Annotated in this window: 20 protein-coding genes; 17 read left to right on the forward strand and 3 right to left on the reverse strand. The window is 38.6% G+C overall.

The window, feature by feature from the left end:
* Window positions 1–39: 39 nt before the first annotated feature.
* Window positions 40–1,653 (forward strand): GNAT family N-acetyltransferase, encoded by a 1,614-nt coding sequence (locus V1L66_RS05310; RefSeq protein ID WP_333003614.1) that lies wholly within the window; start codon window positions 40–42, stop codon window positions 1,651–1,653.
* 38 nt (window positions 1,654–1,691) lie between these two features.
* On the opposite strand, the gene V1L66_RS05315 is transcribed toward V1L66_RS05310, so the two are convergent.
* Window positions 1,692–2,309 carry a 3-ketosteroid-delta-1-dehydrogenase gene (locus V1L66_RS05315; RefSeq protein ID WP_036078664.1) on the reverse strand — a complete coding sequence of 206 codons (618 nt, stop codon included), beginning with the start codon at window positions 2,307–2,309 and terminating at the stop codon, window positions 1,692–1,694.
* 226 nt (window positions 2,310–2,535) lie between these two features.
* Between V1L66_RS05315 and V1L66_RS05320 the strand changes: the two genes are divergently transcribed.
* From V1L66_RS05320 to spoIIP, 11 genes are all read left to right on the forward strand, one after another.
* Window positions 2,536–4,137: a Na/Pi cotransporter family protein gene (locus V1L66_RS05320; RefSeq protein ID WP_244905037.1), complete on the forward strand. Its 1,602-nt coding sequence runs from the start codon at window positions 2,536–2,538 to the stop codon at window positions 4,135–4,137.
* Window positions 4,138–4,205: 68 nt separating this feature from the next.
* The gene (locus V1L66_RS05325; protein ID WP_312124108.1) at window positions 4,206–4,655 is read left to right on the forward strand and encodes an SACOL1771 family peroxiredoxin; all 450 of its coding nucleotides are present in this window, start codon (window positions 4,206–4,208) and stop codon (window positions 4,653–4,655) included.
* A 141-nt stretch (window positions 4,656–4,796) separates the two neighbouring features.
* On the forward strand, window positions 4,797–5,432 hold the full coding sequence (locus V1L66_RS05330) for a sugar transferase (RefSeq protein ID WP_016992335.1): 636 nt from the start codon (window positions 4,797–4,799) through the stop codon (window positions 5,430–5,432).
* A 10-nt stretch (window positions 5,433–5,442) separates the two neighbouring features.
* Window positions 5,443–6,576 carry a glycosyltransferase family 4 protein gene (locus V1L66_RS05335; protein ID WP_312124107.1) on the forward strand — a complete coding sequence of 378 codons (1,134 nt, stop codon included), beginning with the start codon at window positions 5,443–5,445 and terminating at the stop codon, window positions 6,574–6,576.
* A 1-nt stretch (window position 6,577) separates the two neighbouring features.
* Complete coding sequence (locus tag V1L66_RS05340) at window positions 6,578–8,251, forward strand: GNAT family N-acetyltransferase (protein WP_312124105.1); 1,674 nt, start codon at window positions 6,578–6,580, stop codon at window positions 8,249–8,251.
* Window positions 8,232–8,978 carry a hypothetical protein gene (locus V1L66_RS05345; protein WP_312124104.1) on the forward strand — a complete coding sequence of 249 codons (747 nt, stop codon included), beginning with the start codon at window positions 8,232–8,234 and terminating at the stop codon, window positions 8,976–8,978. The genes V1L66_RS05340 and V1L66_RS05345 overlap by 20 nt, the downstream gene beginning before the upstream one ends.
* A gap of 4 nt (window positions 8,979–8,982) precedes the next feature.
* Window positions 8,983–9,975: a polysaccharide deacetylase family protein gene (locus V1L66_RS05350; RefSeq protein WP_312124103.1), complete on the forward strand. Its 993-nt coding sequence runs from the start codon at window positions 8,983–8,985 to the stop codon at window positions 9,973–9,975.
* A 377-nt stretch (window positions 9,976–10,352) separates the two neighbouring features.
* On the forward strand, window positions 10,353–11,339 hold the full coding sequence (locus V1L66_RS05355) for an agmatinase family protein (RefSeq protein ID WP_312124102.1): 987 nt from the start codon (window positions 10,353–10,355) through the stop codon (window positions 11,337–11,339).
* 115 nt (window positions 11,340–11,454) lie between these two features.
* Window positions 11,455–12,342, forward strand: coding sequence for a 5'-3' exonuclease (locus tag V1L66_RS05360; RefSeq protein WP_312124101.1), 888 nt, complete (start codon window positions 11,455–11,457; stop codon window positions 12,340–12,342).
* Window positions 12,343–12,454: 112 nt separating this feature from the next.
* Window positions 12,455–12,994, forward strand: a complete 540-nt coding sequence (locus V1L66_RS05365; RefSeq protein WP_269897714.1) for an RNA polymerase sigma factor — start codon at window positions 12,455–12,457, stop codon at window positions 12,992–12,994.
* Window positions 12,984–13,865: a stage II sporulation protein P gene (spoIIP, locus tag V1L66_RS05370; RefSeq protein ID WP_269897713.1), complete on the forward strand. Its 882-nt coding sequence runs from the start codon at window positions 12,984–12,986 to the stop codon at window positions 13,863–13,865. The genes V1L66_RS05365 and spoIIP overlap by 11 nt, the downstream gene beginning before the upstream one ends.
* 16 nt (window positions 13,866–13,881) lie before the next feature.
* On the opposite strand, the gene V1L66_RS05375 is transcribed toward spoIIP, so the two are convergent.
* Together V1L66_RS05375 and V1L66_RS05380 are read right to left on the reverse strand one after the other, a co-directional pair.
* Complete coding sequence (locus V1L66_RS05375; RefSeq protein WP_333003606.1) at window positions 13,882–14,385, reverse strand: C39 family peptidase; 504 nt, start codon at window positions 14,383–14,385, stop codon at window positions 13,882–13,884.
* A 58-nt stretch (window positions 14,386–14,443) separates the two neighbouring features.
* Window positions 14,444–14,788, reverse strand: a complete 345-nt coding sequence (locus V1L66_RS05380) for a thioredoxin family protein (protein WP_081010969.1) — start codon at window positions 14,786–14,788, stop codon at window positions 14,444–14,446.
* Window positions 14,789–15,141: 353 nt separating this feature from the next.
* Between V1L66_RS05380 and V1L66_RS05385 the strand changes: the two genes are divergently transcribed.
* From V1L66_RS05385 to gcvH, 5 genes are all read left to right on the forward strand, one after another.
* Window positions 15,142–17,526, forward strand: a complete 2,385-nt coding sequence (locus V1L66_RS05385; protein WP_258860852.1) for a 3-hydroxyacyl-CoA dehydrogenase/enoyl-CoA hydratase family protein — start codon at window positions 15,142–15,144, stop codon at window positions 17,524–17,526.
* 50 nt (window positions 17,527–17,576) lie between these two features.
* Complete coding sequence (locus V1L66_RS05390; RefSeq protein ID WP_333003601.1) at window positions 17,577–18,749, forward strand: acetyl-CoA C-acetyltransferase; 1,173 nt, start codon at window positions 17,577–17,579, stop codon at window positions 18,747–18,749.
* 126 nt (window positions 18,750–18,875) lie between these two features.
* Window positions 18,876–20,660 carry an acyl-CoA dehydrogenase family protein gene (locus V1L66_RS05395; RefSeq protein ID WP_016993952.1) on the forward strand — a complete coding sequence of 595 codons (1,785 nt, stop codon included), beginning with the start codon at window positions 18,876–18,878 and terminating at the stop codon, window positions 20,658–20,660.
* A gap of 183 nt (window positions 20,661–20,843) precedes the next feature.
* Complete coding sequence (locus tag V1L66_RS05400) at window positions 20,844–21,200, forward strand: arsenate reductase family protein (RefSeq protein WP_004228225.1); 357 nt, start codon at window positions 20,844–20,846, stop codon at window positions 21,198–21,200.
* 81 nt (window positions 21,201–21,281) lie between these two features.
* Window positions 21,282–21,662, forward strand: a complete 381-nt coding sequence (gene gcvH, locus V1L66_RS05405) for a glycine cleavage system protein GcvH (RefSeq protein ID WP_004228227.1) — start codon at window positions 21,282–21,284, stop codon at window positions 21,660–21,662.
* The last annotated feature ends 18 nt before the right edge of the window (window positions 21,663–21,680 follow it).

Here is a 21,680-nt window from a genome sequence, read left to right on the forward strand (position 1 = left end):
GTATGGCGATGATCACGGGAAAAGGAGCGATTTAGTTCATTGCTAGCTTATAAACTCATTACGACTATCAAAGAGTTAGAGCCCTATCGGAGCACTTGGTCAGAGATACTTGAAAAAGCGTATAATAATAACCCTTTTATTGAGTACGAATGGATTTCAACTTGGTGGACAACGCTTGGGGTTCATGACAATGTCGAGATTTACATAGTGGAGCATCAAGGTGTAGCAGTGGCTTTTTTTCCGTTAGTGCATTCTGTACGATTTAGTACAATCCATTATTTTAGCTTTTTAGGACAAGGTTTTGCGACCTATATGGAAGTGATCGCTGACAAGGAGTGGCTAGAACCTTCTATCACATTTCTCTTGAAGGAGTTTTCACGAAAATATAAGCGTTATTTAATCGTGTTACATGGATTATTAGAAAGTAAAAATACCTCTCAAGAATTAGAAAAGTATGCGATTGAATATCAGATGCCTCATTCAATTTTTCGAACTGTCACATCCTATATCGATTTTCAAACCATTCCAATGGATACATTTCTACAAAAGCATCGCAAGAAATTCAAAAGCCTTAAACGACGTGAAAACAAATTAAAGTCACTTGGTCATGTCGTCTTTCAGGAAGTAAATCACAATCATCTCCAAGACATGTTTATGTTATTCAAGAGAAGATGGCAAAAGAAAATTGATAAAAGTGGCTTTACAGAAAAGCAAACACGCCTATTTTATGAGCGGCTAGCAAAAACAAACAGCAAGGTGCTTCGGGTAGAAGTCGATAGTTTACAATTTGAAGGTCAATGGATTGCATTTACAATTGACCTATGCTGTAGAGAGCGTAATTTTTGTCAGGCAATGGGCCATGAACCAGATTTTAATCTATTTGGTCCAGGACGCCTCATTGAGAAAGAAAATATGCTAAAAGCACATCAAGCTGGCTATCGTTATTATGACTTAGGAAGTGGCTATGAGCCATATAAGTTTGAATGGTATACACATATTGATTTCACTAGGAAATTTGTGATGAGTACAAAAGGAGTTACAGAGCGTATTATTCGTTTATGGATGGTCTTACGTGACCGACTAAAAGGGCTATTAACGAATAATCATCAGCTAGTAAAATTAAAGCGAGACCGATTAGGAGAACTGCGTTATTTTCTGAAGCATGCAAGCACGAAGGAGTGGCTAAGAGCTGTTACAAAAATATTCCAACGAATGCTAGCAATTCATAGTTTAGACGTTTATATTGCAGAGCAACAACAGGATAACGGAAATGTGAGATTTCAAGAATTATCAATGAAGGACCTCATGACGGTGAAGGAGCAAGCGACAAATGTTGCAGACTTCTATAAGGGCTATCGGCTATTTGCAGAGAGCGATCATGTCATCTATAAGCGACACGATCAAACGGCAGTGGAAGAAACGGTTAACTATTCCTATGAGCTGTCAGACAATATGTCGTTTATAAAAGAATATGACAGCCAGCGACTAGTTGAGATCGTTGCAGATGTGCAACGGGAAGGGAGAACAGTCTGTACAATAGCCCCCTGGTATAAGAGATACAGACGGAGAAAGCTCATGCAGGCTGGCTTTCATAAAGCAGCTAAAATCAATATAATAAAGATTTTCAAATGGCAAAAAATATATCATATCTAAACAACAACACCCTCAGCTTATTTGCTGAGGGTGTTTCATTAAAAATGGATACCGGGTTTATCAATTAGCTTACAGCCTGTACCATACTTGGCTTTTAAGGCCCCTTTGAAAAGAGTGTGCTCCAGCTCTGGGAATGTCTGTTTCCAAAGTTCAAAGACATTATGGCTAGATGCCTTCCCATCCTTTGTTAGTCGCGCAATATGGAACCCATACTCATCATTACAACGAGCCAATGGGCGGTTTTCTCTTACCGTGATAATTCGACCACTTGTCGTCATTTCGTACAATCCTTCATAGCCAGCGATCGCACGGCTTTCTTCTTGACCTTCAACTAAAGGCTTTTCCTCAATTGGTTCGACTTTCTCTTCTATTACTGCTTCCTGTTCAGTAGATTGAGATTCTTCAGCACTGTTTCCAGCTGGTAGTTGTTCAACAATCACAAAATCCTTTTTAGAAGCTTTATCGCTCATTGTCGCCATTACGTTCATAATAGAGCCTACATAGCGTAATGGTTTTTCTCTTCCTTCTTCAAAAACAAAAATATTATACTCGGTTTTATTAATCTTTTTCATAATAATATTGCCTGTTGTAATAGTAAAACCGATGAACTTGTTCTTTTTAAGTGCTTGTATTGCTTCTTGCTTTGTTAAAATCATTTTGAAAATCTCCTAAAGAATTATTTATTCTATTCTACCATAAAAATTATCACATTGTTTTTCGTAAAATAATGGTTGATTTTGTACAATGCAGGGAAATATCCCTATTTTCTCAAATTTATTAATGGTACGATTAAGAATGTTTGAGGAATAAAACTCCTATAAAAAAGGAGTCTTTCATAATATAGATACAATTTTAGCGGGGAGTGTTGATAGGTTGATCAATGTGCTAGGGGGCATCGGTTTATTCTTACTTGGAATGACGATGCTAACGAACGGTTTAAAGGAATTGGCAGGAGATGCCTTGAAAAAATGGCTCAATCGTTTTACAGGTGGGACCATTAGCTCGGTATTATCTGGTACATTTATGACAATGCTTGTACAATCCTCCACGGCCACAACCTTGATTACGATTGGTTTTGTCAGTGCTGGTCTCCTCACATTTGTCCAATCGATAGGAGTCATTATTGGCGCGAATATCGGGAGTACAAGTACTGGCTGGATTATTTCCTTAATTGGCTTCAAGATAAATATGCAGACAATGTCACTGCCTTTTATTGCACTTGGTGTATTTGTCCAATTGCTCGCACCACGTGATTACAAAGCAATTGGAGGACTAGTGACTGGTTTTGGCTTATTATTTTTAGGGATTGATGTTCTTCAGGGAGGAATGGCTGCTGTACAAGATAAAATTCCATTCGACGCATTTAGTGCTAATTCTATTAGTGGAAAACTCATTTTAATTGTTTTGGGTCTTATCATGACGGTTATTATGCAGGCTTCTAGTGCCGCAATAGCAGCCACTTTAACAGCTTTATATGCAGGTGCCATTGATTTTGAACAGGCTGCTTATTTAGTCATTGGTCAAAATATCGGGACAACTGCTACGGCATTATTTGCTGCGATTGGTGCATCAACAGCTGCGAAACGAACAGCTGTGACACATGTGATGTTCAATGTAGTCACTGCTATACTCGTGACATTCGGTGCAAGGTTTATGTTTGCTCTTACAGAGTTCGTCACGAAATCCATCAATGGTAGCTTTGATGAAACACTAGGCATTGCTGTTTTCCATACATTGTTTAGTGTGATTGGCGCGGTACTCTTTGTGCCATTTGTTCGTCCTTTTGCAAAGGCCATTGAAAAAATGATACCTGAAAAAGGAAATTACTTAACTCGTAATTTAGATAATAGTGTTGCCAAATTACCTGGGGTTGCAGTAGAGGTATCCTTTAATACATTACAAGATATTACTAAGGAAATGACGACTGTACTCGTTTCTCTTATTCAAGGAAAAAAACGCACAGCTGAAACAGACAGTAGATTGGCTCAAATGGATGAGGCGATTGAAAAAACACGTTTATTTATGGATGCTATCCAATCTTCCTCTCAAAAAGAACGTTTTAAGCATATTGCCCTTTTGCATGCTTTAGACCACCTCTATCGTTTGTCAAAGGCATTACGCGAGCAACATCCAAATGCCTTTCAATTACAGGAGACATTAACCCAAAAGTGGTTAGAGGTATTGGAAAAAGTACTACTGATCATTGATGAGGATGAACGTCTACCTGAGATTGCAACCTTGCTTGAAGTCACTTCTTCCGAAATGGCTGCGGTGCGACGTGATAAACGAAACGCATATTTTGAGCATACAGTTGAAAATGTGGTAGAGTTAGAGACAGCCGTATCGAAAGTGGAGGCTTTGCTGTGGATTGATCGACTTGTCTATCACTATTGGCGTACAACGGCTCGTCTTGCTGAGTACCAAACTATGACTAAAAAAGGGCGTCATATTGAGACAGAAAAAAATACAGCTACAGTTGAATAAAAGGAATGCTCGTCTTACATTTGTAAGCGGGCATTTTTCTTCGCTTCATAAATAAAGGAGGAGTTAGAATGGTTCAGCATAAATTCACAATGGACTTAACTTGGTCGGAGGGAAGAAACGGTACAGGAAATATCCATGCAAGTAATTTGCAAACACAAATTTCTATTCCTCAGGAAATGAATGGGCCAGGCATTGGTACAAATCCAGATGAAATGCTTTTAGGGGCAGCCGCAACCTGTTATTTGATTACACTAGCTGCTTTATTCGAAAGATCAGAAATAGATGTGCTGGAGTTATCCATGCAGGCACAAGGATTTGTTAGTGTAGAAAATGGCATTTTTACGTATGAAAAAATTGTACATAAACCGACGATTATTGTGCAAGAGCTAACAGAACACCTTGAAAAAAGACTGCTACGCTTAGCATACAAGGCAGAACAAGCATGTATGATTAGTAAAGCGTTAAAAGGTAATGTTGTGATTGAATGTGATGTTCAAATTTTAGAAGCAAGCATATAATAAGACAGCAGGAGTTATTCAGCAAGTGTCGCTGATATAACTCCTTTTTTCATAAAATAAGCACTTTTTCTAAAATAGTTCTAGAAATGTTCAAAATGAATATATAGAGTTAAGTGCTAAAAAAATGCAAAGGATGATGTATTGCACGTTCAGACAGCTCAGAATCTCACATTCTATGGTCAGTACGGCAAAAGAATATTTGATATTATTGGGGCATTATTTTTGCTTTTTATAACGATTCCTCTAATGCTAGCTGTATTCCTCATTTTACTCATCACGACAGGTCGCCCCATATTTTTTAAACAAATCCGAACTGGCCTCGATCATCACCGCTTTGTGATTTGGAAGCTACGAACAATGTGTATTCAGGCCGTTCCAGTTAATATGCCAACTATTTGTGCTGATGGTATCCCTGATGATTATTATTTTAAAACAGAGCAAGATACACGCATCACAAAAGTAGGCGCTATCCTACGAAAGCTCAGTATAGATGAAATCCCACAACTTTTAAATGTGTTAAAGGGTGATATGAGCATTGTAGGTCCACGTCCTGAGGTACCAACGATTACGAATGCATATAATTCCTTACAGGCTCGACGTTTGGAGGTAAAGCCAGGATTAACAGGCCTAGCTCAAATTAACGGTAGGTCGAATATTTCACATGGACAAAAAATATCATATGACATTGAATACGTTGATCATTATTCCTTATGGTTGGATGTCCAAATTTTGTTTAAGACAATTTATGTTGTCGTTGCACGCACAGGTGCTTATTAAAAAATAAGGAGTGGCCATACTGAAGATCGTTCAGCTTATTACACGAATGGATAAAGTCGGAGGTGCACAAAAGCATGTGGAGGCACTTGCTATCCACTTAAAACAGGATGGGCATGATGTCACAGTAGTGACGGGCTCCTATCAACCATCACTGTGGCACTTACAAGCGCATAAAATTCCTGTTATCAGTGTGCCTGCTCTTCAACGGGCTATTCATATAACGAAAGATTTTCAAGCATTTTGGCAATTAAGAGCCGTTTTCAAACACCTACAACCAGACGTAATAGCCACCCATTCATCCAAGGCTGGTGTGATTGGTCGCGTAGTCGGTAGTTTGTTACGAATTCCTACTATTTTTACGGCACACAGCTGGAGCTTTACAGAAGGTGTTCCTCAAAAGAAAAAGCTGTTCTATCATCGGTTGGAAAAATCAATTCAGCCATTCACGACAAAAATTATTACGGTGTCTGAATATGATCGGGAACTAGCACTACTGAAAAAGGTTGCTCCTGCTCATAAATTACTGACGATTCATAATGGCATTGACCCTATAAAGAGAAGTGAGACAACTAAAAAGATATGCATGGAGGAGCAGCCAGTCATTGTCATGGTTGCTCGTTTTGAAGTGCCTAAAAGACAAGATGTCTTGTTAAAGACTTTAGCGGAACTGACGGATATCCCCTGGCACCTTCAATTGATTGGGGATGGTTCTCTGCGTCCAGCTCTAGAACATTTCGTTGAACAAAATGGTTTATCGAATCGTGTAACATTTTTAGGTAATCAATTAGACGTTCATTCTTATCTAGAGAAATGCCACCTGTTTGTTCTGTTATCAGATTGGGAAGGCTTGCCGATTTCGATTATTGAAGCGATGCGTGTAGGTCTTCCTATTATTGCAACAAATGTAGGTGGTGTGAAAGAGCTTATTTTTGATTATGACAACGGGTTTTTAGTGGAACGAGAGAATAACGAATTATTGCAGAAGAGGCTGCGTCAATTATTAATGGATGCTACTTTAAGAAAGCAAATGGGGACGGCAAGTGAACACCGTTATTTACAATATTTCACCTTTAACCCCATGTATCAAAAAACATTGGCTGTTTATCAACAGGCTGTTTCAGAACTAGTGAAGAAAGGGGATTAAATTGCAATTAATTCGCATTAGAACTGATGATGAGCTTATGTGGTACAAGGAAATTTGGGATGCCATTTTAGAAGAAGAGGACAATGATAATCCGTTTATAGAATTTGCTTGGTTTTATAATTGGTGGCAAATTGTAGGTCGGAAAGAGCGTGTAGAGCTTTACGCCATTGAACATGAGGGCACGATTATGGCTTTTTTCCCCTTTACAGTGTCTATTCGCTTAGGGGTAAGGGTGTATGCTTTTGCAGGAGAAAACATCGCCAATTATACAGGGGTTGTGTCTAAAAAGGAATGGTTACAGCAAGCTACAACTTTTGTTTTTGATGAGCTTATTAAAAAGCATCGACATATTCTTTTTTCTTTGCATGGTTTATTAGAAAGTAAGATGTCTACTAAAATCTTAGAGCAATACTTTGTAGAAAGACAATTACGTACAAGTCTTTTCCGAGTTGTGACACCCTATCTTGCCTTTTCAGAAATAGATTTTCAGCACCATTTCAACCAACGTCGAAAAATGCATGGCGTTGATCGACGAGAACGAAAACTAAAAAATTTAGGCTCCTTAGCAAGGCGCGAACCTTCACAGGACGAGCTTTGGCAAATGTTTCGATTATTTGATCGTCGATGGGCAAAAAAACTGGATACAAGTGGCTTTACAAAAGGCAAGAAGAGAGATTTTTTTGAGCGTTTAACGATGCTTAAAGGTGAGGCATTACAGGTAGAGGTCGATGCACTTGTCTTTGAAAACCAGTGGATTGCTTTCACCTATGGGTTATGCTGTCGTGGTCGCTATGTGACATATGCTCTTGCGCATGAGCCAACCTTTAATTTATTTGGCGCTGGTCGGATAATCAATCAGGAAACCATCCAGCGAACGTTTGCTGCTAACTATCGCTTATTTGATATGAGTATAGGCTATGAGCAATATAAATTTGACTGGCGCTCCGACATTGATTTTACAAGACAGATGCTTGCTAGCAGCGGTACGAAACGTACAAATTTACTGGCAGGGTTTTTATCGTTAAAGCAACGACTTAAGGAATATATGAAAGGGAACCATCGAGTCGTAGATTGGAAGCGTAACACACTGGGCCATTTACGTTATTTAGTAAAGTATGGAAAGGTAAAAGATTGGCTAGAATATGGACAACAATTCGTAGAAAAATTTATTCGGTTGAAACAAGTGGAGCTGTATGAGTTATCCCCATCAGAGGACGTATCACCACAGCAACCTGTCGGGAATTTATTTGAAGAAATGTCGATTCAGGAAGCGATGCAGCTTGATCAGGAAGAAGTCATGGCCCTCTTTTATAAGGGCTATACGATCTATAAAGACTCCTTTGCAGAAACGAATAAGACAGCGTTTGCATTACATGCCGCAAATTGGCGAGTGGATTCAATGCAAATTGTAGAAGCCTTACCGAAGCAAACCTATTTTTTAGCCTATGATGTTTTCAAACAAATCGATATTATTACAGCTTTTTTCCGAAAAATAAAACCAGCACAAACATTGTGGGTAACGGTAAGTTTTTGGCAATGGCGCAAGCGCAAGCGTTTAGTACAGCTAGGCTATAAACCTATTTCTCGAATGAAACATTATAAAATTGCTCGTTTTGAGCGACACCATGTAGAAAAATATACAGAGAGTGGGGGCGATGTACATTCTGTCCATTAAAAGTAAGCGATGGAATATCGCAATGCAGCATTTTTATTTTCTCGAAAAGCCAGCCAATTTTCGAAAGTCTATGAAAGTTGTAGGCTATACGCATTCACTAGTACCAAGTCGGAAGCTTGTGAAAAGCGAAACAATTCATATTCATTTACAAGAGCATGAGCTTTCATTGTATTTAGCACTGTCTGAAGGTAATCGTAAAATCTTACGACGTGCCCAAAAAGAATCGTATCAAGTCATTTTGTATAAAGAGCCATCCATAGAAAACTTGAAAGCCTTTCAGCAATTTTATAATCAGTTTGCCAAAAGGAAGAAAATTGAAACAATCGGCAAGTCGCAAATGGAAACCATCCTGCTTCTCAATCAGCAGGGCGCATTATTATTATCGGAGATCCAGAGTTTTTGTGGACAGACATTATGTTATCGATTAGATATTGTGCATGAGAAAAAAGCGATGTCTTATTACGAGGCAACATGTCATGCAACAGCTTTGCCTGCCCAATTAAAACGTCCTTTCCGGTATGCAAATCGGTTTTTGATTTGGCATAACCTGCTACATCTAAAGGAGCAAGGTTTTGTCTTATATGATATGGGGGAATTAACGGACAATCGAAATGTACGAGCCTTTAAATTGAGCTTTGGTGGCCAGGTTGTTCATGTTTACTCAGGCTACATTATCCAATCAAAAATACGTGCACTACTACTAGGTGTGCAAAAATGGAGGAAGTAGCAACATGAATGGAGGGGGTCTCGTTATTTCATTAGATTTTGAGCTAAATTGGGGTGTCCATGACGTATTTCGTTATGGACAATACAATAAAAACCTATATGGTGTACGTAAAGCCTTGCCCAGGATACTAGCGTTATTTGAGCAATATGACATCCATGCAACTTGGGCTACCGTTGGATTATTATTTGCTGAATCAAAGGCAGAAATGGCTCATTATTTACGAGGTATCCCTGTGAAATATGAAAATATGCGCTTTGCAGCACATACACAGCTAGCAAAAGTAGGCGACAATGAACAAGAGGATCTCCTGCATTTTGGTAAATCATTAATTGAGGAAATTAAACGTACACCACATCAGGAAATAGGAAGTCATACCTTTTCTCATTTTTATTGCTTGGAGAAGGGCCAAACGAAAGCTGCCTTTTGTGCGGATTTACATGCAACGAAAACAATCAGTGACGGCTATACTGCGCCTATGAAGTCCATTGTGTTTCCTCGTAATCAAATAAACAAAGACTATTTTACAGCTTGTTTAGAAGCGGGATATGTTTGCTATAGAGGCACCGAAAATCATGTACTATATAACGCACAAAAGTTTACGAAAAAGGGAAGACTTTTAGGTGCTAAGAAGTGGATAGATAGCTATTGGAATATAACTGGCCATCATATAGCCACCTTGGAAGAAATGCAAGAGGAGCAACTGATTAATATTCGATCAAGTGCTTTTTTAAGGCCATACTGTAGTCCATTGCGGATATTCGAAAATTTAAAAGTAAAGCGAATAAAGGAAGGCATGCTCAAGGCTGCACAGGCACAAGCCTTTTATCATTTATGGTGGCACCCTCATAATTTTGGCAAGCATACTGATAAGAATTTGGCGATGCTAGAAGAGCTATTAAGTTATCATCAAGAGCTGCGTAGCCAATATGATTTCCAAAGCTATTCCATGTATGAGGTAGCAGAACTTTGCGAAAGCCATTCGAAACAGCAAAAGTAGTCGAAATGGAGGGGGACTCTGCTTGATAAGAGGGATTTCTCGACGAAGAGTTGACCTAAGTATTGGCAAAAATAAGGGTGGCTATTTGAAGAGTATTTGATAAAAGCAGGTTGAAACCCGCTCACAAAGCAGAGAATTGGCATAACCCTAACTTAAATACATGCAATTTCTGAGCAAACTGATTTCAAGTTTGCTTTTTTTGTTTGATTAAAAGAATATTTTCAATATAAAAGGAAAAAAGAAAATCTTTGACGAAAATCATTGTACGAATGGTACTATTACTATAGAGAAAATATGTTAGGACATTTATAGGAGAGCAACAATTAGTGTAGGTCAATTTAACTTGAGTGGAATAGAGAAGAAGGTGGTAGATGAATATGTTTATACAATCAGAATGCCAATGGAAGCAGGAAAATGGATCAGCTATGCATCAGTGGATAAAGCAGCAAGCAAATCCGAATCCAAATGAGGTAGATATTGTTGTATATGGTGCTCTTTTATCGTATGCCAATGGTGCGTCATCAAAAGCACAGTACCCAACAGCGTTTCGAAAGGCTTGGCCAGGTTTTCAATCGTATAATCTAGATGAGCAGGTGAATTTGCGTGCCCTTTCAGTTGTGGATATCGGGGATGTGGCGATTCTAGAAAAGGATAGAATGCTTTCGGAATCTGCCATTGAGGCTGCTGCAGAAAATTTAAGTATAGCCTTTCAAAGAAGCTTCACTTGTTTAATTGGGGGAGATCATACAATTACCGCGCACTCCATAAAAGGTATAAAAAATGCCTTCCCACAGGATCGGATTGGCATCATTCAGATTGATACGCATTTAGATGCAAGAAACCAAGAGGAAATTGGTTTAGCGCAAGATTCTCCAATTCATCAGTTAATTGCAGCAGGGGTTGTTGAGGGGAGACATGTCTATAATGTCGGTTTGCATGGATTTTTCAATTCACCTGAAATGATACATTATGCTAAAGAACAAGGCATCCATATGATTACGTTAAAGCAAATGCGACGTGATGGTATTCAGCTCACAATACGTGAAATGCTACGTCAGCTTATGTATGAAGTAGATCGTATTTATGTGTCAGTGGATTTAGATGCACTTGATATTGTATTTGCCTGTGATGTTCCTGCAGCCTCGCCAGGTGGTTTAACTGCTTATGAGTTGTTTGATATCCTCAAGCTTATTGGAGAAAATGAGGGTGTTCGTCATATTGACTTTGTTTATGCTGATCCTAAAGAAGACATACTGCGTCCAGAAACTGTTAAAATCGGTGTGACGGCATTTTTGCAATGGTTAACAGGCATTCAGCTAGATCATCGCAATCGTATTTCGAAAAAAGGGAAGGTTATGTTGTAGAGCAAGCGTATTTCCGAGTATTAACAATGCTGATTTTTGAAAGTTTGCTATAATGTTTAAGTAGAAAACAATAAATTAATACAAACTTTGTATTGTAATAGAGAGGAAATTTATTATGACAACAAAACCAAAATTATTGATTGTCGACGGTATGGCACTGTTATTCCGTTCTTTTTTCGCTTCGGCTGCCATGGGGCATTTTATTCGCTTGGCAGATGGAACACCAACGAATGGAGCCCAAGGATTTGTGCGCCATGTTCTAACAGCACAAACTATTATGAAGCCAACACATATGGCGGTTTGCTGGGATATGGGGGCACATACATTCCGCAATGATTTATTTGATGGCTATAAAGCGAATCGCCCAGCACCACCAGAGGAGATGCTACCACAATTTGATATGGCGAAAAATTTATCGCAGCAAATGGGCTGGCAAAATTTCGGCGTGAAGGGTATGGAAGCGGATGATTTAATTGGCTCCATGATTACAAAATGGCAGGACGAGGCAGACATTACGGTCATTAGTGGTGATAAGGATTTACTTCAGCTTTTAAGACCATCTACAGAAATTGCGTTTATGAAAAAGGGCTATACAGAATACGATATTTATACACACGCTCGCTTTAAAGAAGAATATTGTATTGAACCTTCACAGTTTGCACAGGTGAAAGCCTTTATGGGTGATTCAAGTGATGGCTATCCAGGTGTGAAAGGGATTGGCCCTAAACAAGCGTTAACGCTTATTCAAACATATGGCTCGATAGACAAAATACTGGCATCACTTGGTGAATTGAAGCCAGGCCAAAGAACAAAAATCCAGGATAATTTAGAAATGTTGCAGCTATCACATGAGCTTGCAACAATTCAAACCAATGTACCAATTGATGCGGATTTTACGAGTCTTGTGGTACCGACGTATGAACCACATATTTTTAAAGAAATAGAAGAGCGTGGCTACACACTAATTGCCAAGCACGCCCGATCTTTGTATACCCTTATTTAGTTGATCATCGCAGAGTATAGTCATATGCTCTGCTTTTTTTATTGAAATTTTTTGTAACCTTTTTTCACTTTCAAACGAATTATAAGTGACAATACATGGAGGAGGGGAGAGCTTGTTTGATTCGTCTAATTTAGAATCAAAAATAGTAGAAATTTACAATTTGTATTATTTGGATGTATATCGGTTTTTGATTTATTTTATGGGTAATCAAAATGATGCAGAGGATTTAACACAAGAAGTATTTATTCGAGTTTTGAAAAGTTTACCAAAATTTAATAGTAACTATCCTTTAAATACTTGGATATTATCAATAGCAAAACATGTAGCAATCGATCATTATCGAAAAAAGAGATTTACGACCTTATTTAAAGAGGGATTTTTTAAACAGTTAGCATCAAGCGATAAGAAACCAGATGAAGAATTTGAAATAGCAGAAACGAAAAGATTAATCCATGAGGCTATTGCAAAATTAAAGCCCAATTTTCGAGCTGTTGTCATTCTCAGAGGTATTAATGAATTTTCAGTAAGTGAAACTGCAGCCGTTTTACAATGCAGTATGGCGAAAGTTAAAGTGGATTACCATCGAGCTTTGAAGATTCTGAAAAACAAACTAAATATAGATGTAGAGGGGGCTTTGCCAAATGCAAAATGAGCAGGAATTAATGGATGAGCTAAAAGAATTGTACCCTCAGCATCCATCAAAAGAGTTTAAAAGCACAACGGAAAAGATGCTTCGAATGAAGGCGAGGGACTTAGAGAAAAAAAGGAAATTTATAAGATTTACGACGATTATTTCAAGCGGCGTTTTCGTATCTATTTTCGTTTTTTGTTTGCTAATTCTTGAAAGAGATGGGGTCAACCATACATTTGGACAATCTGCACAAACGTTAGCAAAGCCTCTAGTTTACATTTATCACACGCATAATCGGGAATCTTATTTTCCCGAACTTGACGTACAAAAGGAAAAGATGACGGCAGTGAGTGAAACGAAAAATGTTACGCTTGTTGGGAAAAGGTTAAGTAAAGCATTAAATGATATGCAAATTAATGCCATTCATGATCATTCAGATATCTTTGGCGTCTTAGAAAAATATAATAAGCAATACACAGAAGCCTATTTATTTTCTGGTTACTATTTAAAAAAAGCGTTAGAAGACAATGACAGTATTCAGATGGTGTTTGACATTCACCGAGATTCCAGTAGTAGAAGTGATTCAACGATCGAAATAAATGGTAAATCATACGCAAAGATCCAATTTATTGTTTCGAAAATCAGTATTAATTATGAGCAGAATAAACAATTTGCTGTACAGCTTCATGAACAATTGGAGCAACGATACCCTGGGCTATCGAGAGGAGTTATAGAAAAAGGAGAGAGACCAGCCAATACCTATAATCAAGACCTGCATGGAAATTCATTGTTACTAAATATTGGAGGGTCAGAAAATAATCTGGAAGAAACCTATCGAACTGCTGATATTTTTGCAGAGGTAATTAAAGACACCTTAAAAAAGAGCAATTAATAGTCTGTAGTTTGCCCTAGTAAGGTGCTAATTTAACAAAGGATAATACCTTTTCGTTATCTTTATAGAGAGCCTGTCGAATTTGGCTATCACGTTGTGGACCACCATTATCATGGAATATTAGCCATAGTTCATCATTTTTTATCTCATAGCCAATAAGCGGTACCCAATGATAAGCAAAGGTTGATTTTTTATCTCGCCACTGAAGGCTAAAATAGCCATCAAAACGCATAGCAACTGGTCGGCCTGCGTCAATTTCCTGTAGAGCTTCCTTTAATGAACAAGTTCGAATATCCCAGGTTGGAAGCAGTTGACGAAGATTGTGAATCAGTCTCCATTTGAATAAGCCAATTTTTGTACCACCAAGCAGTTTATATAGCTCATTAATGGAAGGAGTTGACTCGTTTAAAAAATTTAAGATGACATGAATCGTAGTAGGTCCACAGGCAGAATTGCGATAGCTTGGCGCAATCGATTCATCGTATTGTGATTTTCCAAGTAGTATTAATTGTTGACGCATAATGGAATCTCCTTTCAAAAAGAGCTGCATTTCAAGAAGAAATGCAGCTCTCTCGCCATTATTGTTGAGCAGATAAAAATTCTGTTACTTGCTGAGGTGTTTTTGCATTTGCACTATGTAAGTGTGCAAGCTTTTCACCATTTTGGAAAATCAATAGACTTGGAATTCCCATAACATCGTACTTATCAGCGATTTCTGGAAGTTCGTCACGGTTTAGCTCATACCAGTCATATTGGTTGTACTCTTCAATGATTGGATCGATAAACATATTCATACGTGTGCAATCAGGGCACCAGCCAGCATAAAATTTCACTAAAACTTTTTGATCGCCAGCGATTAATTCGTTAAATTGTTCTGCAGTAGTAATAGTTTTCATTAAGTATTCACTCTCCTTGCTTTCCATTCTACACATTTTTCTTGCAATCTGAAAGTTTTCTGTTTGGCCGTTTCGATCGCTACTTCTTGTCCTCTTTTAGCTCGTTAAAAACAAAAAAAGATGTATACTGCAAAAATAATTCTTGAAAAAAGATTGCTAAATTAGACAAAATAATCTACACTAAAAACAGAAAAGTAGTTTTATCTTCATTCATTGAGAAGTGTCGTTTTGGAACGAAGATAAACCTTAGTCGTGCTTGGTTGAGTGGAGGGAATCTCATTCAACAAAAGGACAAAAAATTTACTAAGGTACACTTGATATTTTTTTGGCCAAAAAATGAATGGCTATTCATTCAATGGGAGAATAAGGGGGAATTGCTTGTGACTTACAACATTAAAAAAGCAGCTGTTCTAGGTTCTGGGGTGATGGGCTCTGGAATTGCAGCACATTTAGCAAATATCGGTATACCAACATTACTATTGGATATTGCACCAAAGGAACTGACGCAAGAGGAAGAGGCAAAGGGTCTTTCTTTAGAGCATCCAGCTGTAAGAAATCGTATTGTAAACGGAGCTTTGCAAAAGTTATTAAAGCAAAAGCCAGCACCACTTACTTCTAAGAAAAATTTATCACTACTAACGGTTGGCAACTTTGAAGACGATCTAGGGAAACTAAAAGACGTAGATTGGATTATTGAAGTTGTTGTAGAAAATTTATCAATTAAACAAAGTCTTTACGAAAAAATTGATGCTGTTCGTACACCAGGAACAATCATTAGTTCAAATACATCAGGTATTAGCATTAATGCGATGGCAGAGGGGCGTTCAGATGATTTCCAAAAACATTTTCTTGGCACACACTTTTTCAACCCACCTCGCTATTTAAAATTATTAGAAGTGATTCCTGCCAATACAACTGCACCTGAAGTAGTTAGTTTCATGAAAACATTTGGGGAAGATGTGCTTGGTAAAGGAGTTGTACTTGCAAAAGATACACCAAACTTTATTGCCAACCGCATTGGAACATATGGTTTACTTGTCACTTTACAGGAAATGTTAAAAGGTGGTTACTCTGTTGGTGAGGTAGACTCTGTAACAGGGCCGCTTATTGGCCGTCCAAAGTCTGCAACTTTCCGTACGCTAGATGTAGTTGGTTTAGATACATTCATTCATGTAGCGAAAAATGTTTACGATCAAACAACAGGTGACGAGCAGCAAGTATTTGCAGTACCTGAATTTTTACAAAAAATGGTCACGAACGGTTGGCTAGGAGCAAAATCGGGTCAAGGTTTCTTCTTAAAACAAGGAAAAGAGATACATGAGATTGATCCAGCAACCTTAACGTATAGTCCAGCCAAAAAATTAAAAACACCTTCTATTGAAATGGCAAAACAAACTCGTGGATTAGCCAATAAAGTGAAGGCGTTAACCTATGCGAAGGATCGTACAGGTGAGCTATTATGGGGTATTTTTGCACCAACGCTACTTTATTCTGCACAGCTACATGGTGAGATTGCCGATGATATCGTAGCCATTGATAACGCGATGAAATGGGGCTTCGGCTGGCAACAAGGGCCATTTGAAATTTGGGATGCTATAGGCGTAAAAGATTCTGTGGCGAAAATGGAGGCTGAAGGCCGAGAGGTACCTGCATTTGTCAAAGAGATGTTAGCAAATGGGTTTGAGACATTCTATACAGAATTAGACGGTGATTTAGCATACTATGATGGTTCACAGTATGTGAAAGTGCCTGTGAATGAAAAAGAGATTAATTTAAAACGCTATAAGAAAAAGCATGGTGTGATTAAATCAAACACAGGTGCCAGTTTAATAGACTTAGGTGATGGAATTGCATTACTTGAGTTCCATTCGCAATCCAATGCGATCGGTTTAGATATTATCCAAATGATTAACTTTGCGGTAGATGAAGTAGAGGCTAACTTTAAGGGCTTAGTCATCGGTAATCAGGGGAAAAACTTCTGTGTTGGGGCAAATCTAGGAATGATTTTAGTAGAAGCACAGGATGATAATATATTTGAGCTAGATTTCGTCATTAAGGCATTCCAAGATGCTATGCAGAAAATTAAATATTCACGTAAGCCTGTTGTAGCAGCACCGTTTGCTATGACATTAGGTGGGGGAGCAGAGGTTTGCTTACCAGCTGCACATATTCAAGCAACAATGGAAACATATATGGGCTTGGTGGAAGTAGGGGTTGGATTAATCCCAGGTGGTGGCGGAAATAAAGCGCTCTATCAAAAATTCCTAAAGGGCTTACCAAACGGTGTAGAGGTAGACTATCAACATATTGCTAATAAAGTATTTGAAACAATTGCGATGGCGAAGGTTTCAACATCTGGTGAGGAAGCACGTGAAAATAATTTCCTAAACTTTGCTGATGGTATTTCAGTTAATCCAGATCATCAATTGTATGATGCGAAGCAGGCAGCATTAGCGCTTTACGAAGCGGGCTATCAACCACCTGTACCAACGAAAGTACCAGTGGTCGGTGCATCAGGCTATGGTACATTACTCATCGGTGCGCAAGGGATGTTTGAGTCAGGCTTTATTAGCGAACATGATTTAAAAATTGCTAAAAAATTAGCTTATGTTATTGCAGGTGGAAAGGTTCCGTACGGCACATTAGTCGATGAGCAATATTTATTGAACTTAGAGCGTGAGGCATTCCTTAGCCTTGTTGCTGATCCGCTATCACAGCAGAGAATGCAACACATGCTGTTAAAAGGTAAACCACTTCGTAACTAAATTGACGAAATAAACCAATCTTGCACATGAAACAAAGGGGGATTAATACGATGCGTGAAGCCGTTATTGTAGCAGGAGCACGAACTCCAATTGGAAAAGCAAAAAAAGGTTCTTTAGCAACAGTAAGACCAGACGATTTTGGTGCTGTCGTAGTCAAAGAAACACTGAAAAGAGCAGGCTATGAAGGGCCGATTGATGATTTAATTTTAGGCTGTGCGATGCCAGAAGCAGAGCAAGGAATGAATGTAGCACGTAGTATTGGGGCACTTGCTGGATTACCAGATACAACCCCTGCTCTGACGATTAATAGATTTTGCTCATCAGGTTTACAGGCGATTGCCTATGCAGCAGAGCGAATTATGCTAGGACACTCAAAGGCCATTCTTGCTGGTGGTGTAGAATCCATGAGTATGGTGCCGATGGTAGGGAATACACCACGTTTAAATCCGACTTTAGCAGAAACGGCTCCACAATATTATATGGGCATGGGACATACAGCTGAGGAAGTAGCTCGTCAATATAATGTTAGTCGTGAAGATCAAGATGCTTTTGCTGTTCGCTCGCACACGCTTGCTGAAAAGGCAATTAAAGAAGGTAAATTCAATGATGAAATTGTACCAATCGAAGTGGAACAGCATTACGTAGACGATAACAATAAACCACAAGTAAAAAAATTCACATTCAGTATGGATGAAGGTGTACGTCCAGGTACATCAGTTGAAGGTTTAGCAAAATTGCGTCCAGCTTTCCATGTAAAAGGCAGTGTAACGGCGGGGAATGCCTCTCAAACTTCCGATGGTGCAGCAGCTGTACTAGTAATGGATCGTGAAGAAGCTGACAAGCAAGGACTGACACCAATGGCAAAATTCCTAGGCTTTGCAGTAGGCGGTGTACCTCCTGAAGTAATGGGTATCGGGCCTATCGTGGCAGTGCCAAAAGCGTTGGAAATTGCAGGCTTATCCATCGATGATATTGATTTATGGGAAATTAATGAAGCGTTTGCTTCACAGTCATTACAGGTGGTACGTCATTTAGGCATCGACCAAGAGAAAGTCAATGTCAATGGTGGAGCGATTGCATTAGGTCATCCATTAGGCGCAACGGGAGCTATTTTAACTTTAAAGCTAATTCACGAATTGAAGCGTCAAGAGAAGAAATATGGCGTCGTGACAATGTGTATTGGTGGCGGCATGGGTGCTGCTGGCGTATTTGAAATTCTATAAATTTTGCTAGATCAGCTTGAGGTGTACTGTTTACGGTTGCCTCCGAACATTGTATACATCAAGCTTTTCTATATATGATCATTAGGGGAATCAACTAACAAAAAGATATATTGGGAGGAATTAATCATGACTGAAAAAACAACTGATTTCATTAAAGGCGGCGGATTTCTTATTGAAGATGTGGAATTAGATCGTGTATTTACACCGGAAGATTTCACTGACGAGCATAAAATGATTGCTAAAACAACAGAGGAATACGTAGCAAATGAAGTTTTACCAGTAGTTGAAAATTTAGAGCACCATGAATTTGAGCATTCAGTGCGTCTCCTAAAAAGTGCAGGCGAATTAGGCTTACTTGGAGCAGACGTGCCTGAAGAATACGATGGGCTAGGATTAGACAAAGTTTCTTCAGCTTTAATCGCTGAAAAAATGTCTGTTGCAGGTGGTTTCTCTATCACACATGGTGCTCACGTTGGAATTGGGTCATTACCAATTGTTTTATTCGGTAATGAAGATCAAAAGAAAAAATACTTACCTAAGCTTGCTTCAGGTGAATTAATCGCTGCCTATGCATTAACAGAGCCAGGTTCAGGTTCGGATGCTTTAGGTGCAAAAACGACTGCCAAATTAAATGAAGCTGGCACACATTATATTTTAAATGGTGAAAAACAGTGGATTACGAATGCAGGCTTTGCTGATGTATTTGTTGTCTACGCAAAAATTGATGGCGATAAATTTTCTGCCTTTATCGTAGAACGTGCCTACAATGGTGTTTCAGTTGGCCCTGAAGAAAAGAAAATGGGGATTAAATCATCATCAACTCGTACATTAGTATTGGAAGATGCGGAAGTACCTGTAGAAAATCTATTAGGCGAAATTGGTCGTGGTCATATCATTGCGTTCAATATTTTAAACATTGGTCGTTATAAACTAGGCGTGGGCACAATTGGCGGATCGAAACGTGCATTGGAGTTAGCTATTCAGTATACAAACCAACGTCAGCAATTTAAAACAAAGCTTTCTGATTTCAATCTGACAAAAGAGAAATTATCTACAATGGCTTCTCAACTGTATGCATCAGAATCATTAAACTATCGTACGGTTGGTCTATTTGAGGACCGCTTAAGTCAGTTAAGCCCTGAAGAGCAAAAGCAAGGAAAAGTAATTGCAGGCGCGATCGCTGAATATGCCATTGAATGCTCTATTGCCAAAGTATTCGGTTCAGAAACTTTAGACTATATTGCTGATGAAGCTGTCCAACTTCATGGCGGCTATGGCTTTATGGCTGAATACGAGGTTGAGCGTATTTACCGTGATTCTCGTATCAATCGAATTTTTGAAGGTACAAATGAAATTAACCGCATGATTGTACCTGGCACATTTATGAAAAAGGCGCTAAAAGGTGAGCTACCATTATTACAAGTTGCTCAAAATTTACAGCAAGAGCTGCTTATGCTAATGCCAGAGGACATCGGTACAGAGCCGCTAGCACAAGAAAAATATTTAGTGAAAAATGCGAAGAAAATTGCTGTATTAGCTGCAGGCTTAGCAGCACAACGCTTTGGTGCAAAACTTGATCAAGAGCAAGAAGTATTGGTGAACATTGCAAATATCGCAAACCAATTATTTGCAATGGAATCAGCTGTCTTACGTACAGAAAAGGCAATTGCTCGTGATGGTGCTGAAAAAGCACATCAAAAATTGCTCTATACGCAAATCTTCTGTCAGGAAGCATTCGCAGAGATCGAAAAAGAAGCAAAAGACACAATTCTTGCTTCCGCAGATGGCGATGCAGCTCGTATGACATTATCTGCACTGCGTAAGCTAACTCGCAATAATCCATACAATTTAATTGCGAAGAAGCGTGAGGCTTCCGTTAAATTAATTGATGCTGAAAAATATATTGTTTAATAGTGCAAATTTAACCTAGCTATCTGCAAAAGATAGCTAGGTTTTTTATATGAGATGGATAATCGTAAAAGCAATGGATAAATTTGCACAACGGATGGATAAACTTACAAAAAAGAGTGAAGTTCACCATTGAAAACAACTATGATGGTATACTACAGAAAAAGACAGAAGAGGAGCATTGTAATGACGATTCAATTTTTCCATTATCCGAAATGTACAACATGTAAAAAGGCACAGAAGTGGTTAAATGAGCATGAGGTTTCCTATGAAGAGGTACATATCGCAGAGCAACCGCCAACTAAGGAAGAATTAACAGCTATTTGGCAAGCTAGTGGACAACCTTTGAAGAAATTTTTTAATACCTCAGGTATGAAATATCGTGAGCTTGGCTTAAAGGACAAGTTAGCAGAAATGACGGAGGATGAGCAGCTTGAGCTACTAGCTTCAGATGGTATGTTAATTAAACGTCCCATCGTCACAGATGGAAAAAAAGTTACTTTAGGTTTTAAAGAAGTAGATTTTGAGCAAGCTTGGAAATAACCGTATTAAACCTTGTATTTATAGGAGAAGTATGGCACACTGAAAGTGAATATATTACATATTTATGGAGGGGTTTTTTGCATGAGCACACCTAAAGACTTACGATACTCTGAAGAACATGAATGGGTAAAAGTAGAAGATGGAAAAGTACGTATCGGTATTACTCACTTCGCACAATCTGAATTAGGAGATATCGTATTCGTTGAGCTTCCACAAGTTGGCGACGAAATCAAAACAGATGATCCATTCGGTAGCGTAGAATCAGTAAAAACTGTTTCTGAATTATATGCACCCATCTCAGGTACTGTAGTGGAAGTAAATGCAGATTTAGAAGATAGCCCAGAATTCGTTAATGAATCACCATATGAAAAAGCATGGATGATCGTTGTTGAGCCTGCTGATGCATCAGAAGTTGAGAAACTAATGACAGCAGAGCAATACGAAGAAATGATCGCTGAATAAGACAAGCCATAATCGAAA

The sequence above is a fragment of the Lysinibacillus sp. IITD104 genome, assembly GCF_036698265.2.
GTDB classification, from domain to species: Bacteria; Bacillota; Bacilli; order Bacillales_A; family Planococcaceae; genus Lysinibacillus; species Lysinibacillus boronitolerans.